The organism is Paenibacillus sp. FSL M8-0228 (genome assembly GCF_038007385.1).
Lineage (GTDB): Bacteria > Bacillota > Bacilli > Paenibacillales > Paenibacillaceae > Paenibacillus > Paenibacillus polymyxa_D.
On the sequence record NZ_JBBOXA010000001.1, the window covers coordinates 5,402,426 to 5,422,617 of the forward strand.

Sequence of the window (20,192 nt, forward strand, 5' to 3'; positions counted from 1 at the left end):
ACTTTTTCGCCAGCCTCTGTTATGCCAGATGATTTGGTGTACAATATATGAGACACTGTGCATGATACATCACAGAAATTGATACATTTCAATCATACTGTTATTAATGGAGGTCTACTATGAATTCTCCTGTATCCTATACGACTGAGGAAATAGCCAAGCTACTGAAGATATCCAAGCTGACCGTCTATGATCTGATCAAAAAAGGAGAGATCCCCTCGTACCGGGTAGGTAAGCAAATGCGGGTGGATGCCAGTGATCTCGAAGCTTACAAGCAGCGCTCCAAAAGCCAACTGCTGAAGCACGACCCATCACCCACACCCATATCCATGATGATCCCGCCGCATTCGCTATCCGGCGGTTCGACGCAGAATTCCAGTACAGCAGTCATTACTGGCCAGGATATCAGCCTCGACATTCTCGTCAAGCATCTTGAGAGCCAACAGACGTCCATTCGCCCGCTCCGCTCATATGGGGGTAGTCTGGACAGTCTCATCTCTATGTACCAGGGCAAAGCAGACATCGTCAGTACGCATCTGTGGGACGGCGACAGCGGTGAGTATAATTTGCCTTATATTCGCAAAATTCTGAACGGCTTCTCGTACCTCGTCATCCGTCTGTTATCCCGGCAAGCAGGGCTGTATGTCCAGACAGGGAATCCTTATGGTTTGCAGGGCTGGAAGGACTTGGCGCTTCCCGGGCTGCGTTTGGCGAATCGCGAGAAGGGCTCCGGCGCGCGCATCCTGCTCGACGAGCAGCTTCGTCTTCATCACATAGACCGCACTGCCTTGCTCGGATATGAAGACGAATCGACGCATCATATGGCTGTAGCAGGCAAGGTCGCCTCCGGCGAAGCCGATGTTGGTATCGGAATCGAGAAGGCCGCCAGTATTGTGGGGTCCGTGCAGTTTATTCCACTCATTCAGGAGCAGTACGATATCGTCATGCTGCGCACACCAGAGCGACAGGAATGGATTGATCTTATATTGCAGATTCTTCATTCGGACAGCTTCCGGCGGGAACTGGGAGCCATTCAGGGATATGACCTTTCTGAGACAGGAAAGATCTTGCTAGAGACATAGTCCGAAGTACAAAACAACGCTCAGGAACAGTCTTCCTGAGCGTTGGAGTCTATTATGGAACTAAATGTCGCTGTTAATGCTGAACGACTATAATGAAAATCAATGTAGCTTACCAGGAGTAAGCCTCGGGAGCAGGCTTGCCAAGCGCAGGGAAAATCTCGTCCAACTACTTCAATAGCAAATTGCACATGATATAAAAAGAATATATGAGTTTGGCTCATACAGTTCTAAAAATAAAAGCGCCAGAACGGTTCGAAACCCGCCTGGCGCTATATTTATTGCATATAATTAAATCTACTAGGATGCAAAAGCATTTGGGGAAATATGTACCTTTATTACGGCAGTGTTCATTTCACCCTTTTACGCTTCTGTGTTACATTATATAAATAAGACGAGAACAAAAATTCGAAGCTGAATTTATGTTCGCCATTTTTTCATAGTCCTTTATTCCGAACTAAATCAAAGTCTATATCTTCTCGACATGTGTTCCATAACAACTCGTCTGTAAGAAAACTTAATGCATCCATGTTGCGCAACCGTTCGACTAACTCGGTAATCACATCTATGTCCTCACGTTGTACATATCTGGCAAGAGTGATGCCGCCTGTATCGCCATCAAAATATAGATGCGAATGATGTCTTTCCTTTTTTACATGTCGAAGAGTAAGCACGCTATTGTCGATCATCATGACGTAACGGTCCTTGATTAGATAGCCCTCAAAAAGCTCATACATATGCGGAAGATCACAGGGACCAAGAATGACACTTACTTTTTCAAAATTACCTTTGTTCATTTAGATTAGCTCCCTTCACATCTATTAAATCGGTCTTTACTAAAGATTAGATTTGTAAATTTTATAACTTTTCAAGATTAACCTTTGCGGTTGTTTTATATCCTTTGAAGATAAACTTCAATAGTTAATGCTATTTCTATTTAAATTTCTATAATGAGGTGTATGTATGGGAATTACTTTCAAACTTGAAGAATTACTTCAAGAAATCGGGATTACTAAAAATGCCCTCGCTCGTGAGGCTAAAATCAGACCCAATACTATCTACGAGATGTGTAACAATACATCCAAGCGAATCGAATTTAAAACATTTAATACCGTGATGGAAACACTGATTCGGCTCTCTGGTCGTCCATTAACCCTACATGATGTTCTCGAATATATACCTGATAATGAATCAGAGAAACACTGATACATTCACAAAATAGTCCGCTGCATCTTATATCTCTGCCCCTGGCAGGGATATTTTTTCACTTGTTATTTAGCATAATTGTTATCATTATTTCAGAGTACGTGTGACTAGAATCTATACTGATAAAGGAGTATTTTCCATCATGAATGTTCATGAGAGATATCATTTTAAACTTGGCGATATTTTACCGAAATAAACTAGCCGTAGAAGCAAAAATACGTCCGGCTACTGTAATAGATATGGTAAATGGCAAAACCAAAAGACTTGAATTAGAAACACTTGTCCATATACTTGATGCTTTGAACAGAATTGCCCATCAACGAAGATTTTCAAGGACTATTACTCTTGCTGATATTATAGAATACATCCCCGAAGATGAAATGGAGAGACAGTGAGACTATAATATGAGAATGAGGATTACTATTAGCCAAGAGGGCATTTCCATGACGAAATAAAAGGTTGCTAAAGCCCTCTTTTCCCCATATTAAAGAAGCGTTGGGACAGCAAGCCCAACGCTTCTTTATGCTTAATAAGTACCTTATATGATGATTAATCCACTTTGCCGCCTTCTACGACCAATTGATCTGTAAAGCCTTCTCCATAAACGGAGGTCAGTGTGTCCTTGTAGGCTTGATGGACAAAATTTTCCTTACCCAACGTTGCCAACTCATTGTTGATCCAGTCTAACAACTCCTTATTTCCCTTTGCTACTGCGGGTGCAATCGTATCTTGACCACCAAAGGCCGGGATGGTTACGGTAAAGCCGGGGTTGGCCTTTGCCCAGGCGATCAGCTCTGTATTATCGTTGGCAATGGCAACGCCGCGTTTGTCTTTGAGGGCTGAGAAAATCTCTGTGTATTGATCGAATTTGAGCAGCTTGATGTCAGGATAATTTTTCGTAAAATAGGTTTCAGCCGTCGTTCCTTTTGCGACAATCAGCTTTTGATCCGAACCCTTCAATTGGTCAATCGTGGTGATTGGAGCACTATCAGGTGACACAATGCCAAAGGATAATTTCATATACGGATTGGCAAAATCAACTTTTTCTTTACGCTCATCGGTCACCGTAAAGTTAGCCATGATGATATCTACCTTGTTGGATTCCAAATAGGCAACCCGGCTGGCAGCATCCACCAGAACAAATTCCACCTTGGACTCGTCACCCAAGAGATCTTTGGCAAACCGCTTCGCAATATAGACGTCAAAGCCTTGATTTTTCCCTTCCGAATCCACGTAGCCAAAAGGCGGCTTATCTGCAAATACACCGATTCGAATCTTGCCATTCTTTTTAATATCCTCAATCGAAGCAAATTTAGCCGAGCCTGAACTACCGTTGGTATTACCAGCCCCTGCACATCCCACCAAACCAACAAGCAGCAAGCTCAAAGCCAGTAATAACGTCGTGAACTTCATTCCTTTTCTCATCTGTATTCCTCCCCCTGTTTGTCAGCATTTTGCATCATTCGGTTTCTTTCGCTTCTGGGTGCAATATAGAGACCAATAGAAGCATGTCGATCTCTATATTGTGATTGGAAGTCGCTCATGGAATTGATGCAAAATGCTCATATCGTTTCGTACTGAAATATATCCAGAAAGTGCTGGGCACGCTCTGTTTGCGGTTGGGTAAAAAATTGCTGCGGCGTAGTCATTTCGCATATCTGTCCTTGATCCATAAAAACGATACGATCTCCTACCGACTTGGCAAATCCCATTTCATGCGTCACGATAATCATGGTCATGCCCTGTTGGGCCAGCTCTCGCATGACATCCAGCACCTCTCTGACCATTTCCGGGTCCAAGGATGCGGTGACTTCATCAAAGAGCATAATTTCCGGATTCATACACAGGGCGCGCACAATCGCAATCCGTTGCTTTTGCCCACCTGATAATTGTCTCGGATACGCATCTTTGCGATCCAGCAGACCCACTCGCTCCAATAGCTGCTCCGCTTGCTCAAGTGCCTCCTGCTTATTTCTCCGCTGAACTTTAAGCGGGCCGAGCAATATATTTTCTAAGACCGTCATATGCGGAAACAGCTCGTAGTTCTGGAACACCATTCCGATATGCTGACGCACCTCACGCCAATTCACTTTCTTGTCCGTCAGGTCTTGCCCTCTATAACGGATATCTCCGCTCTGAACTGGTTCCAGACCATTGAGACATCGGAGGAGTGTGCTTTTTCCACATCCCGAAGGACCGAGAACGACCACGACTTCCCCTTTCGTTACGTCCAGATTAATCTGTTGTAATACTTTTCGGTCTTCGAAGCTTTTGTGCAGCCCTCGAATTTCGAGTAAAACCTCCACAGCCTCTCCCATGACACCCACCCCATCCTGCTAATTTTGCCATCTGCGTTCAAATCTTTTGGAAAGTCTGGATAACGGATAGCATACGAGAAAATATAATATGAAAATAAAGCCATACACCCAAAAGGATGCCGAGGGCGCTTTGATTACACCAAGCTCAATAATCTGCTGTCCGACCTTGACCACTTCTACTACACCGATCAGCACTACTAATGAAGTGGTTTTGATCATCCGTGTCGCCAAATTAATAGAACCGGGAAGCATTCGGCGCACCGCCTGGGGAATGAGTACATGGCGGTATAACTGCCCATATGTCAGTCCCAGTGCCTGCCCGGATTCCACCTGATGCTTGGGCAGTGATTCCAATGCACCCCGAACAAGGTCACCAATCTCGGCTGCTCCCCACAGGCTGAATACGATAATTGCTGTCAATTCTCCGCTGATATTCACATTTAACAAAGGCGTAAATCCAAAATATACAACATACAACCACACCAAAATCGGAATAATGCGGAATGTCTCCAAATATAATCTCAGCACAAACCGAATCGGTCTTGATTGTAAGGTGCGCAGCAATCCCATCAGAATGCCTAATAGAGTACCGATAATAATGGAAAGTAACGCAATCTCCAGCGTAACGAGTAATCCCCCTAATAGACGCTCGAAATTGGAACCTTCAAAGAGCACATTAATCCCCGAATTCAGCATATCGCACCTTCCTTTCCACCCAAGTCAGCAGTATCGACAAAGGTAAAAGCAGGACGAGATATGCCAATACCAGCAGAATTAGCGATTCTGTCGTTTTGTAGTACATACCGATTAGGTCTTTTGCCACATTCATCAAATCTAATAAAGCAATGGCGCCAACAATGGAGGTCTCCTTGAGTAGAAAAATCGCATTCGCTCCCAGAGACGGAACACTGATGGTAAAAGCCTGTGGCAAAATAACATATCTCGCCAGTTGTATCTTGGACAGTCCGAGACTCAGCCCGGATTCCGTTTGCGTTTTACTTACGGCTTCGATTCCACCACGGAACGCCTCAGCCATATAACCCCCGCCCAAAAAGGTCATGCCCACAATGGCACACGTCATTTCGCTCATATGCAGACCTATTTTCGTAAACCCGTAATACAGAAAATATAACTGAACAAGCAGCGGCGTATTTCGGGAAAGCTCAATATAGGCAACAATGATGCCGCTAATTCCCTTCACCTTGTAATACAGTACTATACTGCATAGCAAACCGACGACTAGTGAAAACAGAATAGCAAAAAAGGCGATCTTCAACGTCAGCCACATGGCTTCTCCATATAGCGGCAAGCTCTCTACAATAAAGTCCCAGTCTAAGTTCATATGTGCATACCTTTCAATTTTCAATTATTCCTATGTATTTGCTTTGCTTAATAACAATGATTGTATTCCTGCCCAATTATTACGTCAATACTTTGATGAAAATTTGTCATATTTATCTATGGTTTAGGAAAGAAAAGTGTTGTTTTATTTCAGAAATAAATAAAAAAGCTTGAAATGAATAAATTTCATTTCAAGCTTTGATTTATGCTATACGATTCATCACACGAGTGGCTCTGTAACTACAGGACCGCCGAGCTTCTCTACAATTAAACGGCTTTCCTCATTTAACCCTTGTAGGGTAATAGTTTTACCTGAGTTTCTGTATTTTTGAAGCACCTTGCCAATAGCAGTAACCGCCGAGTGATCCCAAACATGCGAATGGCTAAAGTCCACTACAACGCGGTCCGGGTCATCCGAAGGTTCAAAATGATCAACAAAATGAGACGTTGACGCGAAAAACATCGGCCCCCTGACATGGTACACCTTTTCTTCATGATCCTCAGTCGTACTGATACGGATTTTAGCCATTTTCCAGCCAAAATGCAGAGCACTTAGCAGTACGCCCACGATTACGCCCTTGGACAAATCATGCGTAGCCACCACGATGATCACCGTGACCACCATAATCAACGTATCTGCTTTGGGAACCTTGGCAATGTTTCGCAGCGATTTCCAATCCACAGTTCCAATACACACCATGAACATAACTCCCACTAATGCGCCCATGGGTACTTCCTTCACAACTCCACCAAGTACGAGCAGCAGAAAGGCCAAGAATACTCCTGCCGTAAAAGTGGACAAACGCCCTCTTCCACCTGAGCTGACATTAATGACGGATTGTCCGATCATGGCACAGCCACCCATACCCCCAAAAAAGCCATTTACAAAGTTGGCAATCCCTTGCCCACGGGCTTCCCGGTTTTTATTGCTTTTCGTTTCGGTCATTTCATCCAAAATGCTGGCTGTCAGCAGCGATTCCAGCAGTCCAACCAGTGCCATCGTAAAGGAATACGGCAGCAAGATCCGCAAAGTATGCCACGACCACTCAATTTGCGGCAAGTGGAATGAAGGCAGCGAACTGGTCAGCGTCCCGATATCTCCTACCGTTTTCACATTCAATCCAAATATATACGTAATGATCGTCATGATGATGATTGCCGTCAATGGAGCGGGGATGCTTTTCACAAATCTCGGTAATATATACACAATGAGCAGCGTACCTGCTACCATCGCGTACATGATCCAATTGGCTCCATGAAAATGAGTAAGCTGAGCCATAAAGACGAGGATCGCCAACGCATTCACAAACCCGGTCATGACTGGCTGTGAAATAAAGCTTATAAAGCGACCTATTTTCAGAACACCCAGCACCACTTGAATGATTCCTGCCAAAATGGTAGCTGCAAACAGATATTCCACGCCATGATCCTTCACCAGACCAACGACCAGTACAGCTACGGCCCCGGTTGCTGCCGAGATCATCGCCGGACGTCCACCTGCAAAAGAGATGACAATAGCCATCGAGATGGAGGCATACAGTCCGACCATGGGATTGACCCCCGCAATGATCGAGAAGGCAATCGCCTCGGGAATTAGTGCTAGCGCCACGGTCATGCCCGCAAGTATATCGGCCCGGATATTACCGAACCATTGTTGTCTAAGATTCATACTGTCTCGTTCCAGCCTCCTATATTTACAGAGAGTAGCGTGTTGACTCGCAACCCGTGTGGTTTCGGGCATCCGTCCAGCTGCCAATCGCCAAGGCTCTCCTATCATTCAGTTCGTCTCTCTCAAACGACCCGGTCCGTTACATTCAGTCCATCATTATAACGTAAGGGGTTCGCAGAGACGAATGAGTTAAAAGGCTGTTTATAGAAAGAAATCATCTATTCCCTTGGAATATCGTTCATTTACTTCATCTTATTCGTTTTCTTATATTTAAAATTTTTGCAATTCCTAAGATTCTAACCTGCTAAAGTTGATCACCTTAACTTCATACTCAGACTCCGCGAACTGTAAATCTTGATCCGCCGTAACCAGTACCAATTGGTTTATAATAGCTGTCGCAAGAATCAACGCATCTGGGGTCTTGAGCTTTCTTGCAAACTTATCTTTTTGTTCTCTTCTGATACGCCCCGCTTTAACTGCGATCTCTGAATTAACTGCAATAAATTCCCCGCCAAGAAAAGGTATCGAATCTAAGTCAGTATTAGTAGGCAACCCGGCTATAAACTCGGACTGAGTTATAACAGAAAAGAAGATATTCTCTTTATCTTTCTCAGCTTGTCGTATTACTCTATCCAAAGATGAGTCAAGTCTATGAAGGGCAATAGCTGCATTCGTATCAAATAGATACCCCATCTAATCCCAATCCTCTCTGGATTGTTTAACACTCTCTTCGATCTCAAGTAATTGCTCCTTGCTTAGACTGCCTCGAGAATTTAAAACAGCTTGCAACCCTTTTGGTAACGGGGACTCTAAATCAATAACCTCAGTTTCCCCCTGTTTATTTTCTATAGTAACTTTTGATGGTTCAAACCCAATATCACGAAGGAGACTTAGGAGACGTATTCGATGTATATCCGTTAATTTTTTTGCCACTAAAATCACTCCTTAGCAAAAGATTAGTTTCCGTTCATAGCTTGTTTAATTCGTTTTCTTATATTTAAAATTTTCGCAATTCCTGCACAAGCTCCGATAGGGCTTCAGCAATCTCAGAGTCTGCATGGTGCTGGAGTAAACTCTCAAAGTCAGGCAGTGCTTGCTTCAATAATCGATAGCTATAGTCATAATAACTCCAAAAAGCTACCGGATCATAACCACGTGCTTCTTCCTCTTCCCATTCCAGTTCATCTTCTTCTGGATCGCTGTCTGCTGACCATAGATATTTTTCGTCCAGCAGCATGGTTAGGGATTCAACAGACTTCTGTGAATCCTCTTGTGCATTTTCCATGTCCAATGCTCCAACAACCGCATGGTACAGTTCCAACTCACTCGGCGTGATATCATCCGAATTTCTCGTATGCAAATTACGCAATAAGAAGAGTAACACCCACGGCGTAACCTGCCACAGTGTGCCTTGATGCTCTATCAGATCAGCAATGGCTGCGTACTCCCCATTGGATATCAATTGTGGCAACTCCGTGCCTCTACCATAAGGAGTAGTCAGGCGGTGCCAAGGCACCTCTGCAATTTGGAGACCATCCATTAGGGCAGTGTTCATCTTATGAGTATCCATAACTCTCCTTTCTGGTCGGTATCTAAAACCTTCCCGATTTAAAAATGGAATACAGTAAAAAGGCAACCATTAAGAGAGCGACAACAAAGCCGATTTCAATAGCAGGTACATTCCACAGCATGGTCGCCTGATGATTCAGCGATGAACCGATAATCAGTCCGACCATAATAATGCTGAACGCTAACAGCACGATACTGAATGACAGGCGGTTGCTGATCTGATCCAGCCTGCGCAGAAGCATTTCCAGCTCCGGCACAGTAACCTCCAGCTTAAGCTTGCCCTTGCCGATAATCGAGGCTAAATGCCTCGCCTGTCCTGGCAGTTCCATCAGCGCTTCCACCAGCTCAGTCGCACCGCCGAGCAGCTTGCCTCGGATACGACGACCGCTGAAGCGTTCCTTCAGCAGCCTGTTACCAAAGGGCTCAGCCAAAGCGATAATACTGAGATCAGGGTCCAGATGCTCCACGACCCCCTCCAGTGTCAGCAACGCCTTGCCTAGCAACAGGACGTCCGACGGCAAACCAATCCGATGGCGCTGCGCTGCGCCAAACAGGTCGTTCAAAGCATCACCAATACTGACCTGTGAAAAAGGAACGTCTGAGTAATCTTCGCGTATCTTGTCCAGATCGGCACGTAGCGCATTCAGGTTGGTATCCGGTTCGACCAGCCCCAAACGTGCGATAGACCGAACCATGGCATCGGTATTTTTGCGCATCAGGGCAATAATGAGGGAAGCGAGATGATTCTTCATCTCTTCGCTCAGCCTTCCCGTCATGCCAAAGTCCAAATAAGCGAGACTACCATTTTTCAGAACGAGTAAATTCCCCGGATGGGGATCGGCATGAAAAAATCCCTCTATAAAAATTTGATGCAACATGCTGTTCACCAGCCGCTGCGCCAGTTCTTTCAAGTTATATCCACGGCGTAATAGCTCTTCACGACTACCCAAGTGAGTTCCGTCTAGAAACTCCATGGTCAGTATACGGGAAGAGGTATGATCCCAGTATATTTTCGGAATATAGATATGTGGGTCCTGCTCAAATTGGAGCGCAATCTTCTCTGTATTACGGGCTTCGTGGTTGTAATCCAACTCCTGAATGAGCGATCTCCCCAGCTCCTCTACCATCTGGCGAAGCTGATACCGCTCTACCCATTCCCAGCGCTTGGCTGCCATTGCGGTCAGTTCCCGCAAAATGTCCAAATCTCGCCGAATGATGCGATTAACGCCAGGACGCTGGATTTTAATGGCGACCATTTCGCCGCTGTGCAGCTTGCCCAAATGCACTTGCCCGATCGAAGCAGCGGCCAGCGGAACATCGTCAAAACGAACCAGTATGTCCTCTAATGACGTGTCCAGCTCCTGCTCCAGAATGCCACGCGCCGTTTCAGATGAAAACGGCGGTACCTGATCCTGAAGCTTAACCAGCTCACGGATAATAGGCTCCGGCAGCAGGTCAGCACGTGTGCTTGCCAACTGTCCAAGCTTGATGAATGCAGGCCCCAGATCCTCCAGCACAAGTCGAATCCGTTCACCTAACGTTTTGGACTCGGGAGTTTCTCTCGTCAGCCACTTGCGAGGCAGTGACAGTAGCTGGAACAGTCCCATTTCTTCCACCATATAGCCAAAGCCATGACGCGCCAGCGCCATGGCAATTTCCCGGTAACGACCGGCGTGCTTCATACGAACCGCCATTTTAATCCAGCCGGTTCGCTTCTTCAGCGTCGCTCGAACCCGTAAGCGCCGCCTTTTCTTTTTCCAGCTCCGCTACCTGTTTTTCCAACAATGCCACACGCTGCTCCAAACTTGTGACATCATTTTCGGTAGGTACTTCCAGCTCCTGCAAAATGCGGCTAACCTGTTCGCGGATCACTGTTTTGAATTGTCCCTGTTCCTCTGCCCCTCGTTCGATCAGACGATCGACCAGTGCTTTGGATTCCGAAGGCGCAAGTTCTCCGCGGTTTACAAGATCCTCGACGGCTTTCTCCACCTTTTCTTTGCTGACAACGGTGAGGCCCCACCCCAATGAGATGGCTTTTTTGAACAAATCGCTCATAATATATCCTCCCCTACCTGTGATTACCTACTAGTATAACCTGAAAAGGGGAGCCGCATAAAGCTCGCAGCTCCCCTTCCTCAATGAATGGAATGATCTATGTTTAACCCGGAAAGCGTCCAGCCCACTTAGCAGCCTGAAGCAGCAGCTTACGGTATCTCTCGTGCTGGAAACTTGGCTGATTATGTCCAGGCATCAGGTAGACGACCCGACCCAAGCCATAGGACAGTGACCATGCAGCCGGCCACCACTGACCTTCATACTCGTATTCCATCAGTAGTGTTTTTTCAGTGAATGGATCAAAATCAAAACGATATGGCTCCTCTTGCATCTCGAACGGTTCGATTCCTTCCATAATCGGATGATCCGGCTCTGTTACCTTGAAGGAAAGCTGCTCCGCTGCCGGATGCCGCAGGAAGCGTGCTCCCATGAGCTGTGCTATTTCATAACGTCCTTGCAATGTGATTCCGTTATGCAGCACAAGCAGTCCACCTCCGCCGCTAACATAGGACAGCAGTCCTGCTGTTTGTTGAGGAGACAGAACCTCCTTACGGCTATCACAATACGAGATGCATAGATCGAATGAGGCTAGATTTTCCTTGAGCAGCATTTTACGATTTTCACTGCATTGTACCGTCATCCAATCCTGTAAAATATGGCTAATCTCTTCGTCCACCCCTTGCAGCGGGTGAAACTCCGGATACGAATAATCTCCTAACAACAATGCTTTTCTTTTTTCCATGATAAATCCTCCTTGCCTGACTTGTATATAAGGACTTTAAAGGCGGGGTCCGTGTCATTCATTCTTGTTTGTGGGGTCAAAACGCTCAGAAAATTCTGTTTGGCCCTCATTCATTTCCCATAACACCGCCATCATTGTCCGAGCTACGGCATATATAAATAATTCTACAGACGGCCTATTAAATCCTTTAGCAGAAGATTATAGCATATATGTTCGCTCGGAATAAACTTATTAAAACTTATTCAAAATTTATAAATCTGAACGATGGCGATTCGGCCTCTTTATGGTATACTCGTAAGAAAAAAAGTGCGTCCATGCTTGATTAACAATAAAGGGCCGCTTTTTGTAAGAAATTTATGCTTGCGGTTATAGAATTGATAAGAATTGCCTCAAACCTTATACATTCTATAAATCTTAAAAAACCGGGGAGGTTGCATGAATGAAAAGGACTGGAATGACCCGGCCCTTGGACAGCTTGGGGCGAATTGTGCTTCCTAAAGAGTTGCGCATGACGATGGAGATTGACATCGGCGATCCATTAGAGTTTTTTATTGAAGACCAGACACTCATGCTCCGTAAGTACAAATCAACCAACTGTATATTTTGCGGTGCGGTTGATACTAACACCTATTTTAAAGATCAGTTTATCTGCGATGAATGTGCGGCCTCGATGAAAACGGAAGATTTAGTTCCGGTCACAGCGACTGAAACCCATTCACCCCCACTTAAGCAAAACATGCATATGAAAAAAATTTATCAGCGCACAGACGTTATTTTGGAGAAAATGAGAGAGCTTATGGAAGAACATCCAGCATCTTCACAAAAACAACTCGCCTCCATGCTTGGCGTGAGTCAGGGAAGGATTTCCCAGCTGAAAAAGCTCATGTAAGTGAACCACCAAAAAAGTAATGTATACGCTTCCATACCATGTAAGGTTTAAATCTATTGAAATTTAGAAAAGCCGGCCCCTTTCAGGGAATCGGCTTCTTTTTGTTTATATGAAATGGTGGACTCGTTTGCAAAACTATGGACTGTAAGCCCGGCATTGTTCCACCCAGCGTGCTGCCGCTTTGGGAAGAGAAGCGAGATGAACATGCGTGTAGGCTGCCAAAAGATTCCCTTTCGCATAGCCTTCGCTCTGAAGACCACGCATCCCCTTGGTTTGATAGGCGTAGGAGTAGGGGGCGGATGATTCGTCATAGTGCATGACAGAATAATGAAATTCATGTCCCCGAATGGTCTGTCCAGCCTCCAGCAGTAAGCAATCCTGCAAAGCTGTTGCTTCACGGTATCCCAGTGCGGCCCGTTTCTCCTGCATGCGGACGTCCGACGGAATAACTCCGGCCATGTGATGGGCATTCCCCATACGATCCGTAAGAGTCCGTGCCAGTACCATATAACCGCCGCATTCGGCGAATACTGGCATATCCCGGCTCACCGCGTTGCGGATATCTTCCAAAAAACCCGTATTTGCAGCGATATCTGCGGCAAACTCTTCAGGGAAACCGCCGCCCAGGTATAGGCCGCTTGCCTGCTCAGGTACGCGTTCTCCCGCCAGCGGACTGAAATAGACAATCTCTGCTCCCGCCTGACGCAGCAAATCCATATTTTCCGGGTAGTAAAAATTGAACGCAGCATCTCTGGCGACGGCGATGACGGGACGTTCCCCGGTATCAGCTTCATGCCCTGCTGATGGAAGCCGATTCAGGGAAAATAATGGGTGCTCGGGCGGGCTGGGCGGCGGAGCCGAATCTGCCAATGCCCGCAGTGCATCCAGATCCGTACCCGCGCGGATCAGCTCTGCCGCCCGTTGGAAAAGCGGCTCCAGCTCGCCGCGTTCCACAGCGGGTACTAAACCCAGATGACGCTCGGGAATATCCAGCCCGTCATCACGCTTTAACCAGCCGAGCACAGGGATGCCGCACTCCTGCTCGATCGCCTTTTTGACGATGCCATAGTGCCCTTGGCTACCGCAGCGATTCACAATTACGCCCACAATGCGTAGCTTGGGCTCCAAGCGCTGAAAGCCGAGCACAATAGCGGCGGCGCTTCGTGCCATACTGCGCACGTCGACCACCAGCAATACAGGGCTGTCCGTCAGCATGGCGATTTCAGCGGTCGAGCCGGTATTGCTGAGCGGGTCCTTGCCGTCATACAGCCCCATGACGCCTTCAATCACGGAAATATCCGCGCCTTCGGAAGCACGGATAAAGGTTTCACGCACCGTATCCGGTGAGGTCATCCATGAATCCAGATTACGGGAAGATGTCCCTGTCGCGGCCGTATGATAGGTGGGATCGATATAATCCGGCCCGCATTTAAACCCCTGCACTCGCAGGCCGCTGTCGGCGAACGCCTTCATCAGCCCGAGGGTAACAGTCGTTTTGCCTGCGCCGCTGCCTGTTCCGGCAACAACAATACGGCTTCTGCGCGTAGCGGCAGACGGATCAGACTGTACAGCCTGCTTCATGATGTCAGTCATAGGAAACCCGCGCTACAGACAACGTCATATTGCCGCTTTTTTTCTTCTCCAGCAGCCAATGGTCTGCACCGGAGGACAACAAGGCTGAAGGTTCACTGACCCCATATGCACCAGTGTATTTAAAGACGGTTTCCGATGGATTGGGAAGCTGCACCGTATTCAGCTCTGACGGAGTATACGTCACCAGTTCCCAACCGTATTTGGCGCAAAGGGCAAGTAAGCCCTCTTCGTCCTTTTTCAAATCAATGGTGGCAATATTCCGTACGCTTTTCACGGACAAACGCAGCTCTTGCAAGGTGTTCAGCACACCCGCTTCCAGCTCCTCTAATGCAGTCCCACGGTTGCAGCCAATGCCGAGTACCAAGCTTTTCGGACGGTACAGCACGCCATTAGAAAGAAGTTGCTCCTCTTCCTCCGGCTCCAATAAACGGTCGCTCACGACCAACGCGGCGTTAAACGGTTCTTGTAATGCTTCTGCCGTCGAAGCATATACCTTGATATGTCCAGGTACAGGCTTGTCATAACGCCACCAGTTCCGTTCGCCCGTCTCTTGTATGAGCGCAACAGGCTCCTCGTTCACAACAGCAGCGCTCACGGGAGTGGCCTTGTCGAAGCTATCGACCACCCAACCCAATTCTCGACCCAACATGTCCACCGGAATTGTGCCCTGCACGTCCGATGCAGTTGTGATTACCGCACGTGCGCCCAGCACAGCGGCTACATGGCGGGTCAATTCATTGGCGCCGCCCAAATGACCGGACAGCACGCTAATGACATGCTCCCCGCGATCATCAATGACGACTACCGCCGGGTCTACCTTTTTATCCACCAAAATTGGTGCAATCATACGAACCACTGCACCGAGAGATATAAATAAAATAATACCGTTATATTGTTTAAATAAATCCGGCAAGATCAGCTTGACCGAGCCTTCGAACAACTGAATGCCACGCTCCTGCTCGTCGCCACGCTCAAATTTGGACATGTAATACACATCCGTACCCGGAAAGCTGGCTCCCAGATTGCGGACCATTTCCACTCCATGCTTCGTGATCGCCACAGCGGCAAATGGATTACTCACCGGGCTTCACTCCCTTCCGGTAGCCGTGGGTGAACGACTTATCATACAGCTTGGAACGATGCGCGTCCTTGTCCACCAGCTCTGGGTCGAGCGCCCAGCCCGCCAAAATCATGGCATGCATCGTTATGCCTGCTGCACGCAAATCGGCGGGTAATTGAGCAAGCGTCGTGCGCACGATCTTTTGATCCGGCCAGGTCGCACGCTGTACAACCGCTACAGGCGTGTCCTCGCTCCAGCCTGCCGCCAGAAACTCAACGACCACCTTCTTCGCCAGCGTTGCGCTGAGGAATAAAGCCACTGTGCAGTGATGGGAAGCCAGATCACGCAGCTTTTCCCGATCCGGTACAGGTGTACGGCCTTCAGCACGCGTCAGAATGACGGTCTGTGTCAGATCAGGCACAGTTAGCTCTGCACCCAGCACGGCCGCAGAAGCAAAGACCGAGCTGACGCCCGGTACGATTTCGTAGGCTACTCCGCGCTGCTTCAGCAACACCATCTGTTCCAAAATGGCTCCGTACACTGCCGGATCGCCTGTATGTACGCGAGCTACACTGCATCCAGCCTGCACAGCCTCGCTCATAATCTCAACCTGCCGCTCCAGATCCATGCCTGAGCTTTGCAATACCTGCGCCTCTGGTTTGGCCGTGGCAATCAACTCGTCGTTCACGAGTGAATCCGTGTACAATACCACATCGGCCGTGCGTAGAAGCCGGGAGCCTTTGACCGTAATCAGCTCCGGATCGCCGGGACCTGCTCCTACGATATATACTTTGGGCTCCAACGTCATTTGCTCACCACCATTAAACTCAAATATTCAAGCTCCTGTCCGCGCAGCTCACGTGCGTTGCGCCATACCATTTCATAAGGAGAAGTGACCTTGGTAATGACCGATGCACAGTCCCCAAGATTAAGCTCATCCAGCACATCCAAAATCAAATCCAACACCTTGGCAACCTTAATAAACACGACCGTATCGTGATTCTCAATCGCCCGCTTCATCGCTTCCCGATCATCCGTAGCCGGTATAATACCGACCTGCTGATCTCCGTCTGCCAAAGGCAATTCCAGCGCTGCCGCTGCGCCCAACACAGACGAAATGCCCGGAATAGATACAATTGGCACCTCTGGATGGAGGTCCTTCATGAGTCGTGCCAAGTGAATAAAGGTACTGTACAGATTGGGGTCTCCCTCTGTGACAAAAGCTACATCCTTGCCTTCACGCAGCGCTTCCCAGCAAGCAACCACCGTTTTGTTCCACTCCCGCTCCAGTACAACCGGGTCCTTGGTCATTGGAAAAATGAGTCCTAGCATCTCCTTTTCCTCCGGGTTGACGTACAACTCCACGATCTCGTGAGCATACGATTTACCTCCCCGGCGTTTCTTCGGATAAGCCACAACTGCACATTCCTGAATCATGCGATACGCCTTGACTGTAATCAGCTCGGGATCACCCGGCCCCACGCCTACGCCGTAAAGTGTTCCTGTTGCCGCCGTATTCATGCTGTCTCTCTCCCCCTCTTGAATTACCAGCTTACTCCCCTGCTACTTCATCAGCCACGTCTACCGACGGCTGTCCTGTAATGACATATATCGGATTGAGTCCGTCAAAACGCGTCATATTCAAAATCGGCTTGCTGCGCGCTGTTTGCAGTAACGTCACCGAAGTATCGAGTCCTGCTGTTTGCATCGCCTTCATACCGTCATGTAGCGTCTCAATCGTTGCAGCATTCACTACAATTCGTCCATCCTTACGCAGACGGGAAGCGCACAGACGAATCAGCTCGGACAATTCTCCCCCGCTCCCACCGATAAACACCGCATCCGGGTCTGGCAGCTCGTCCAATCCGGCAGGCGCTTTGGCATGAATAACCGGGAAATCGGTGCGGAATTTGATCTTGTTCGCTTCGACATTAGCCAGGTCGCCTTCGTTCTTCTCAATGGCAAACACTTGCCCATACTTGGCCAGTCGCGCACATTCTACCGCTACAGAACCAGAGCCTGCGCCGATGTCCCATACGATGCTCCGCTCGGTCAGACGCAGCTCGGACAAGCTGAATACGCGCACTTCACGCTTCGTAATCAGCCCTTTTTCCGGCTTGCGCTGGTGAAATTCCGCATCCTCGAAGCCAAATCCCCGCCGAATTGCAGGCACGTTTTCACCCTTACGGCGGCGCAAAATAACCACATTCAATGGTTGGAACGTTCTCTGCGCCATCTCTTCCAGCGTATAATGCTGATACACCTCATCCGGTCCGCCCAAATGCTCGCCGACAAAAGCATCATATTCCGTCATGCCATAATGCAGCAGATAGGCAGCGACTGCACCGGGATGATTCCGGTCGTCCGTCAACAGCGCGACCTTGTTCTGTCCGTCAATCCGCTGCGCCAGTCCGGTCATCGGGCGACCGTGTACGCTTTCCAGCACCGCATCCTGCCAGCTTTCACCGAGACGCGCAAACGCCAGCTGAACCGAGCTGAGATGCGGCATAATATCCAGATGTTCCGCCCCCAGCTTGGCAGACAAATAACCTGCAATTCCAAAAAAAAGCGGATCTCCGGACGCAAGCACGACAATATCCTTGTCCTCACGCAACCGTCCCAATTCTTCCACCACGGCGGATAAGCCGCTCTTTAATGTTCGTTTTTCCCCTGCGGCTGCCTTGAAAAATCCTAGCTGGCGTTCTCCACCAACCAGCAGGTCCGCACGCTCAATTTGCTCCAATGTTTCCTGCGACAGACCTGCCGCTCCATTTTCACCGATACCAATGACACGGATCACTTTACTCACCGACTCTCGCCCTCCCCAGCACGTTCCCTTTCAGCGTTATCAGTACCATTTCCACAACGATTCCACCACCTGCATGCTCCAGACAATGCTGACATCCATAGGTACACAGCTTTTCAAAAAAGCTCAGCGCATTCGCTTCGGTCATCATATCCGCCACCTGCGTAGCTGTATTTGCCTCTGCCACTGCCGCCGCAAGCGACTCGTCCACACCTGCTTCACGCGCGACCTCAGCCAAAAAGCCAAAATCCACCGGAGCACTCTTGGAGTGAACCATCATGATACCTTGAGCGACCTTGGACAGCTTACCGGGCATACCGACGAGAATAATCTTTTTCATTCCCAGCCGTTTCCCATGCTTTATAGCAAAGCCAACAAAGTCCCCCATCTGAATAAAGGCCTCTTCCGTCAGCTGATCATACATTTGCATGGCGTATTTTTCACTGCTGCCGCCTGTGGTCAGGACGATTTCCTGGCAGTTCATCGCTTGCGCAACTGATATGGCCTGCACGACACTGGCTTTATAAGCTGACGTGGAAAACGGAACGACCACACCACGCGTGCCTAGTATGGAAATACCGCCAAGTATGCCAAGCCGCCCGTTCAGCGTTTTCTTGGCAATTTCTTCGCCGTCCGGTACGCTGATGACGACACGGACACCTTTGGCCGATCCGTGCTCCTCAAGCACACCTGTCACAGCCTCCGTAATCATCCGGCGCGGCACCGGATTAATCGCTGCTTCTCCGACAGGCACAGGCAGACCGGGCTTCGTTACCCGCCCCACGCCGATGCCACCGTCCAGTTCAATGCCCGGCTCCTCGCGCCAGCTAACGGACGCGATAATTCTCGCCTGATGCGTGGCATCTGGGTCATCGCCACCGTCCTTGATCGTCGTGCAGGAAGCTTCGTCCGCGTCCAACACAGGCTCAATCAGCTCAAACGCCTGATCGAAGCCCGCGGGCAGCGATATCACTGCTTCCTTCGGCGGAATGCCCGTGATGAGCAGTTGTACCGCTCCTTTGGCTACTGCAGCCGCACAAGCTCCTGTCGTAAAGCCTGACCGCATTGGCTTGTCCGGTGCGGGAGCTTCACCGCTTTTCATCCGTTTGGGCTTGTCGGCGGACGCCGCTTCCTTTTCCATGACAATTCCTCCTTAACCTCTTCTGCTGATCATGTTCCAATTCATTTCATGATACAGCAAACGGACAACCGCATCTAGCGGACAGCCATTAAGGAGATCGCATTCAATGCTGCTACGACAATTGTACTGCCGCCCTTGCGTCCAATATTCGTAATGAACGGAATATCCAGCTTGCGCAGCTCGTCCTTGGATTCTGCCGCCGATACGAAGCCTACGGGCATGCCAATCACCAGTCCGGGCTTGGCCGCTCCTTCTTTCACCAGACGAATCAGCTCCAGCAACGCTGTTGGCGCATTACCAATCGCATAGATACCACCTTCGCTCGCCTGAATCGCTTTGCGCATCGAAATAATGGCGCGTGTCGTATTCAGCCTTTTCGCTTCTTCCATGACGTCAGGGTCAGATATGTACACATGCACATCCCCGCCAAATTGACGGATACGATCCTTACTCAGCCCCGCTTGAATCATCTGCACATCTGCCACTACCTGCTGGCCTGCGCGAATAGCTGCAATCCCGGCTTCAATCGCTTTTGGATGAAACACCATGCTGCGGCCCAGCTCAAAATCAGCAGATGCATGAATGACACGCTGTACAACGGGATATTGCTCTGCTGTAAAAGGATGCTCTCCCAATTCTTCTGTGATCATCTCGAAGCTTTTGCCTTCAATCTCCTGCGGCTGTACCGTTAGCGGTTTAAATTCTGTTTTGAAATCCATGGTAG

23 protein-coding genes are annotated in these 20,192 nt (G+C 48.4%); 4 read left to right on the forward strand and 19 right to left on the reverse strand.

Features of this window, described 5'->3' with window-relative positions; genetic code table 11:
* Nucleotides 1-119 precede the first annotated feature (119 nt).
* Entirely contained in the window at nt 120-1,082 is a 963-nt protein-coding gene (locus MKY98_RS24410) for a substrate-binding domain-containing protein (protein WP_069010054.1), read from the forward strand.
* A gap of 434 nt (nt 1,083-1,516) precedes the next feature.
* Here MKY98_RS24410 and MKY98_RS24415 read toward each other — a convergent pair whose 3' ends face one another.
* Complete coding sequence (locus MKY98_RS24415) at nt 1,517-1,876, reverse strand: hypothetical protein (RefSeq protein ID WP_069010055.1); 360 nt, start codon at nt 1,874-1,876, stop codon at nt 1,517-1,519.
* 166 nt (nt 1,877-2,042) lie between these two features.
* Here MKY98_RS24415 and MKY98_RS24420 point away from each other — a divergent pair, with 166 nt between their 5' ends.
* Together MKY98_RS24420 and MKY98_RS24425 are read left to right on the forward strand one after the other, a co-directional pair.
* A complete protein-coding gene (locus MKY98_RS24420) occupies nt 2,043-2,285 on the forward strand; it encodes a helix-turn-helix domain-containing protein (RefSeq protein ID WP_069010056.1) in 243 nt (80 codons plus the stop codon).
* Nucleotides 2,286-2,431: 146 nt separating this feature from the next.
* Entirely contained in the window at nt 2,432-2,680 is a 249-nt protein-coding gene (locus MKY98_RS24425; RefSeq protein ID WP_069010057.1) for a helix-turn-helix domain-containing protein, read from the forward strand.
* Between the two features lie 154 nt (nt 2,681-2,834).
* Here MKY98_RS24425 and MKY98_RS24430 read toward each other — a convergent pair whose 3' ends face one another.
* The 11 genes from MKY98_RS24430 to MKY98_RS24480 form a co-directional block, all read right to left on the reverse strand.
* Nucleotides 2,835-3,710, reverse strand: coding sequence for a cysteine ABC transporter substrate-binding protein (locus MKY98_RS24430; RefSeq protein WP_029518573.1), 876 nt, complete (start codon nt 3,708-3,710; stop codon nt 2,835-2,837).
* Between the two features lie 137 nt (nt 3,711-3,847).
* On the reverse strand, nt 3,848-4,603 hold the full coding sequence (locus MKY98_RS24435; RefSeq protein ID WP_069010058.1) for an amino acid ABC transporter ATP-binding protein: 756 nt from the start codon (nt 4,601-4,603) through the stop codon (nt 3,848-3,850).
* Nucleotides 4,604-4,621: 18 nt separating this feature from the next.
* Nucleotides 4,622-5,299: an amino acid ABC transporter permease gene (locus tag MKY98_RS24440; protein WP_029518575.1), complete on the reverse strand. Its 678-nt coding sequence runs from the start codon at nt 5,297-5,299 to the stop codon at nt 4,622-4,624.
* Nucleotides 5,280-5,945, reverse strand: a complete 666-nt coding sequence (locus MKY98_RS24445) for an amino acid ABC transporter permease (protein WP_029518576.1) — start codon at nt 5,943-5,945, stop codon at nt 5,280-5,282. Before MKY98_RS24445 ends, MKY98_RS24440 begins: the two co-directional genes overlap by 20 nt.
* A 219-nt stretch (nt 5,946-6,164) precedes the next feature.
* Nucleotides 6,165-7,613 (reverse strand): SulP family inorganic anion transporter, encoded by a 1,449-nt coding sequence (locus MKY98_RS24450; protein ID WP_029518577.1) that lies wholly within the window; start codon nt 7,611-7,613, stop codon nt 6,165-6,167.
* Nucleotides 7,614-7,901: 288 nt separating this feature from the next.
* Nucleotides 7,902-8,306, reverse strand: a complete 405-nt coding sequence (locus MKY98_RS24455) for a PIN domain-containing protein (protein ID WP_029518578.1) — start codon at nt 8,304-8,306, stop codon at nt 7,902-7,904.
* Complete coding sequence (locus tag MKY98_RS24460; RefSeq protein ID WP_016822811.1) at nt 8,307-8,546, reverse strand: hypothetical protein; 240 nt, start codon at nt 8,544-8,546, stop codon at nt 8,307-8,309.
* Nucleotides 8,547-8,610: 64 nt separating this feature from the next.
* Nucleotides 8,611-9,183, reverse strand: coding sequence for a hypothetical protein (locus MKY98_RS24465; RefSeq protein ID WP_029518579.1), 573 nt, complete (start codon nt 9,181-9,183; stop codon nt 8,611-8,613).
* Nucleotides 9,184-9,205: 22 nt separating this feature from the next.
* Nucleotides 9,206-10,876: an ABC1 kinase family protein gene (locus tag MKY98_RS24470; RefSeq protein ID WP_069010059.1), complete on the reverse strand. Its 1,671-nt coding sequence runs from the start codon at nt 10,874-10,876 to the stop codon at nt 9,206-9,208.
* Between the two features lies 1 nt (nt 10,877).
* Nucleotides 10,878-11,237 (reverse strand): phasin family protein, encoded by a 360-nt coding sequence (locus MKY98_RS24475; RefSeq protein ID WP_013312404.1) that lies wholly within the window; start codon nt 11,235-11,237, stop codon nt 10,878-10,880.
* A gap of 103 nt (nt 11,238-11,340) precedes the next feature.
* Nucleotides 11,341-11,979, reverse strand: coding sequence for a ThuA domain-containing protein (locus MKY98_RS24480; RefSeq protein WP_069010060.1), 639 nt, complete (start codon nt 11,977-11,979; stop codon nt 11,341-11,343).
* Nucleotides 11,980-12,418: 439 nt separating this feature from the next.
* On the opposite strand from MKY98_RS24480, the gene MKY98_RS24485 reads away from it, so the two are divergent.
* Nucleotides 12,419-12,868 carry an AbrB/MazE/SpoVT family DNA-binding domain-containing protein gene (locus MKY98_RS24485; protein WP_025721620.1) on the forward strand — a complete coding sequence of 150 codons (450 nt, stop codon included), beginning with the start codon at nt 12,419-12,421 and terminating at the stop codon, nt 12,866-12,868.
* 135 nt (nt 12,869-13,003) lie between these two features.
* On the opposite strand, the gene MKY98_RS24490 is transcribed toward MKY98_RS24485, so the two are convergent.
* From MKY98_RS24490 to MKY98_RS24520, 7 genes are all read right to left on the reverse strand, one after another.
* Nucleotides 13,004-14,461 carry a cobyrinate a,c-diamide synthase gene (locus MKY98_RS24490; protein ID WP_069010061.1) on the reverse strand — a complete coding sequence of 486 codons (1,458 nt, stop codon included), beginning with the start codon at nt 14,459-14,461 and terminating at the stop codon, nt 13,004-13,006.
* On the reverse strand, nt 14,454-15,542 hold the full coding sequence (locus MKY98_RS24495) for a cobalt-precorrin 5A hydrolase (protein WP_069010063.1): 1,089 nt from the start codon (nt 15,540-15,542) through the stop codon (nt 14,454-14,456). The genes MKY98_RS24490 and MKY98_RS24495 overlap by 8 nt, the downstream gene beginning before the upstream one ends.
* The gene (gene cobM, locus MKY98_RS24500; protein WP_069010065.1) at nt 15,535-16,329 is read right to left on the reverse strand and encodes a precorrin-4 C(11)-methyltransferase; all 795 of its coding nucleotides are present in this window, start codon (nt 16,327-16,329) and stop codon (nt 15,535-15,537) included. Before cobM ends, MKY98_RS24495 begins: the two co-directional genes overlap by 8 nt.
* Nucleotides 16,326-17,042, reverse strand: coding sequence for a precorrin-2 C(20)-methyltransferase (gene cobI / locus MKY98_RS24505; protein ID WP_069010067.1), 717 nt, complete (start codon nt 17,040-17,042; stop codon nt 16,326-16,328). Before cobI ends, cobM begins: the two co-directional genes overlap by 4 nt.
* Before the next feature lie 31 nt (nt 17,043-17,073).
* On the reverse strand, nt 17,074-18,330 hold the full coding sequence (locus MKY98_RS24510) for a bifunctional cobalt-precorrin-7 (C(5))-methyltransferase/cobalt-precorrin-6B (C(15))-methyltransferase (protein WP_069010069.1): 1,257 nt from the start codon (nt 18,328-18,330) through the stop codon (nt 17,074-17,076).
* Nucleotides 18,323-19,468: a cobalt-precorrin-5B (C(1))-methyltransferase gene (locus MKY98_RS24515; RefSeq protein WP_165146034.1), complete on the reverse strand. Its 1,146-nt coding sequence runs from the start codon at nt 19,466-19,468 to the stop codon at nt 18,323-18,325. The genes MKY98_RS24510 and MKY98_RS24515 overlap by 8 nt, the downstream gene beginning before the upstream one ends.
* A gap of 74 nt (nt 19,469-19,542) precedes the next feature.
* Nucleotides 19,543-20,187, reverse strand: coding sequence for a precorrin-8X methylmutase (locus MKY98_RS24520; RefSeq protein WP_069012857.1), 645 nt, complete (start codon nt 20,185-20,187; stop codon nt 19,543-19,545).
* Nucleotides 20,188-20,192: the final 5 nt, after the last annotated feature.

What these genes read in the sequence shown, in the direction of transcription:
- MKY98_RS24410 (WP_069010054.1), top strand. Translation starts at nt 120, where the DNA reads ATGAATTCTCCTGTATCCTATACGACTGAGGAAATAGCCAAGCTACTG.
- MKY98_RS24415 (WP_069010055.1), bottom strand. Translation starts at nt 1,876, where the DNA reads ATGAACAAAGGTAATTTTGAAAAAGTAAGTGTCATTCTTGGTCCCTGT.
- MKY98_RS24420 (WP_069010056.1), top strand. Translation starts at nt 2,043, where the DNA reads ATGGGAATTACTTTCAAACTTGAAGAATTACTTCAAGAAATCGGGATT.
- MKY98_RS24425 (WP_069010057.1), top strand. Translation starts at nt 2,432, where the DNA reads ATGTTCATGAGAGATATCATTTTAAACTTGGCGATATTTTACCGAAAT.
- MKY98_RS24430 (WP_029518573.1), bottom strand. Translation starts at nt 3,710, where the DNA reads ATGAGAAAAGGAATGAAGTTCACGACGTTATTACTGGCTTTGAGCTTG.
- MKY98_RS24435 (WP_069010058.1), bottom strand. Translation starts at nt 4,603, where the DNA reads ATGGGAGAGGCTGTGGAGGTTTTACTCGAAATTCGAGGGCTGCACAAA.
- MKY98_RS24440 (WP_029518575.1), bottom strand. Translation starts at nt 5,299, where the DNA reads ATGCTGAATTCGGGGATTAATGTGCTCTTTGAAGGTTCCAATTTCGAG.
- MKY98_RS24445 (WP_029518576.1), bottom strand. Translation starts at nt 5,945, where the DNA reads ATGAACTTAGACTGGGACTTTATTGTAGAGAGCTTGCCGCTATATGGA.
- MKY98_RS24450 (WP_029518577.1), bottom strand. Translation starts at nt 7,613, where the DNA reads ATGAATCTTAGACAACAATGGTTCGGTAATATCCGGGCCGATATACTT.
- MKY98_RS24455 (WP_029518578.1), bottom strand. Translation starts at nt 8,306, where the DNA reads ATGGGGTATCTATTTGATACGAATGCAGCTATTGCCCTTCATAGACTT.
- MKY98_RS24465 (WP_029518579.1), bottom strand. Translation starts at nt 9,183, where the DNA reads ATGGATACTCATAAGATGAACACTGCCCTAATGGATGGTCTCCAAATT.
- MKY98_RS24470 (WP_069010059.1), bottom strand. Translation starts at nt 10,876, where the DNA reads ATGGCGGTTCGTATGAAGCACGCCGGTCGTTACCGGGAAATTGCCATG.
- MKY98_RS24475 (WP_013312404.1), bottom strand. Translation starts at nt 11,237, where the DNA reads ATGAGCGATTTGTTCAAAAAAGCCATCTCATTGGGGTGGGGCCTCACC.
- MKY98_RS24480 (WP_069010060.1), bottom strand. Translation starts at nt 11,979, where the DNA reads ATGGAAAAAAGAAAAGCATTGTTGTTAGGAGATTATTCGTATCCGGAG.
- MKY98_RS24485 (WP_025721620.1), top strand. Translation starts at nt 12,419, where the DNA reads ATGAAAAGGACTGGAATGACCCGGCCCTTGGACAGCTTGGGGCGAATT.
- MKY98_RS24490 (WP_069010061.1), bottom strand. Translation starts at nt 14,461, where the DNA reads ATGACTGACATCATGAAGCAGGCTGTACAGTCTGATCCGTCTGCCGCT.
- cobM (WP_069010065.1), bottom strand. Translation starts at nt 16,329, where the DNA reads ATGACGTTGGAGCCCAAAGTATATATCGTAGGAGCAGGTCCCGGCGAT.
- cobI (WP_069010067.1), bottom strand. Translation starts at nt 17,042, where the DNA reads ATGAATACGGCGGCAACAGGAACACTTTACGGCGTAGGCGTGGGGCCG.
- MKY98_RS24515 (WP_165146034.1), bottom strand. Translation starts at nt 19,468, where the DNA reads ATGGAAAAGGAAGCGGCGTCCGCCGACAAGCCCAAACGGATGAAAAGC.
- MKY98_RS24520 (WP_069012857.1), bottom strand. Translation starts at nt 20,187, where the DNA reads ATGGATTTCAAAACAGAATTTAAACCGCTAACGGTACAGCCGCAGGAG.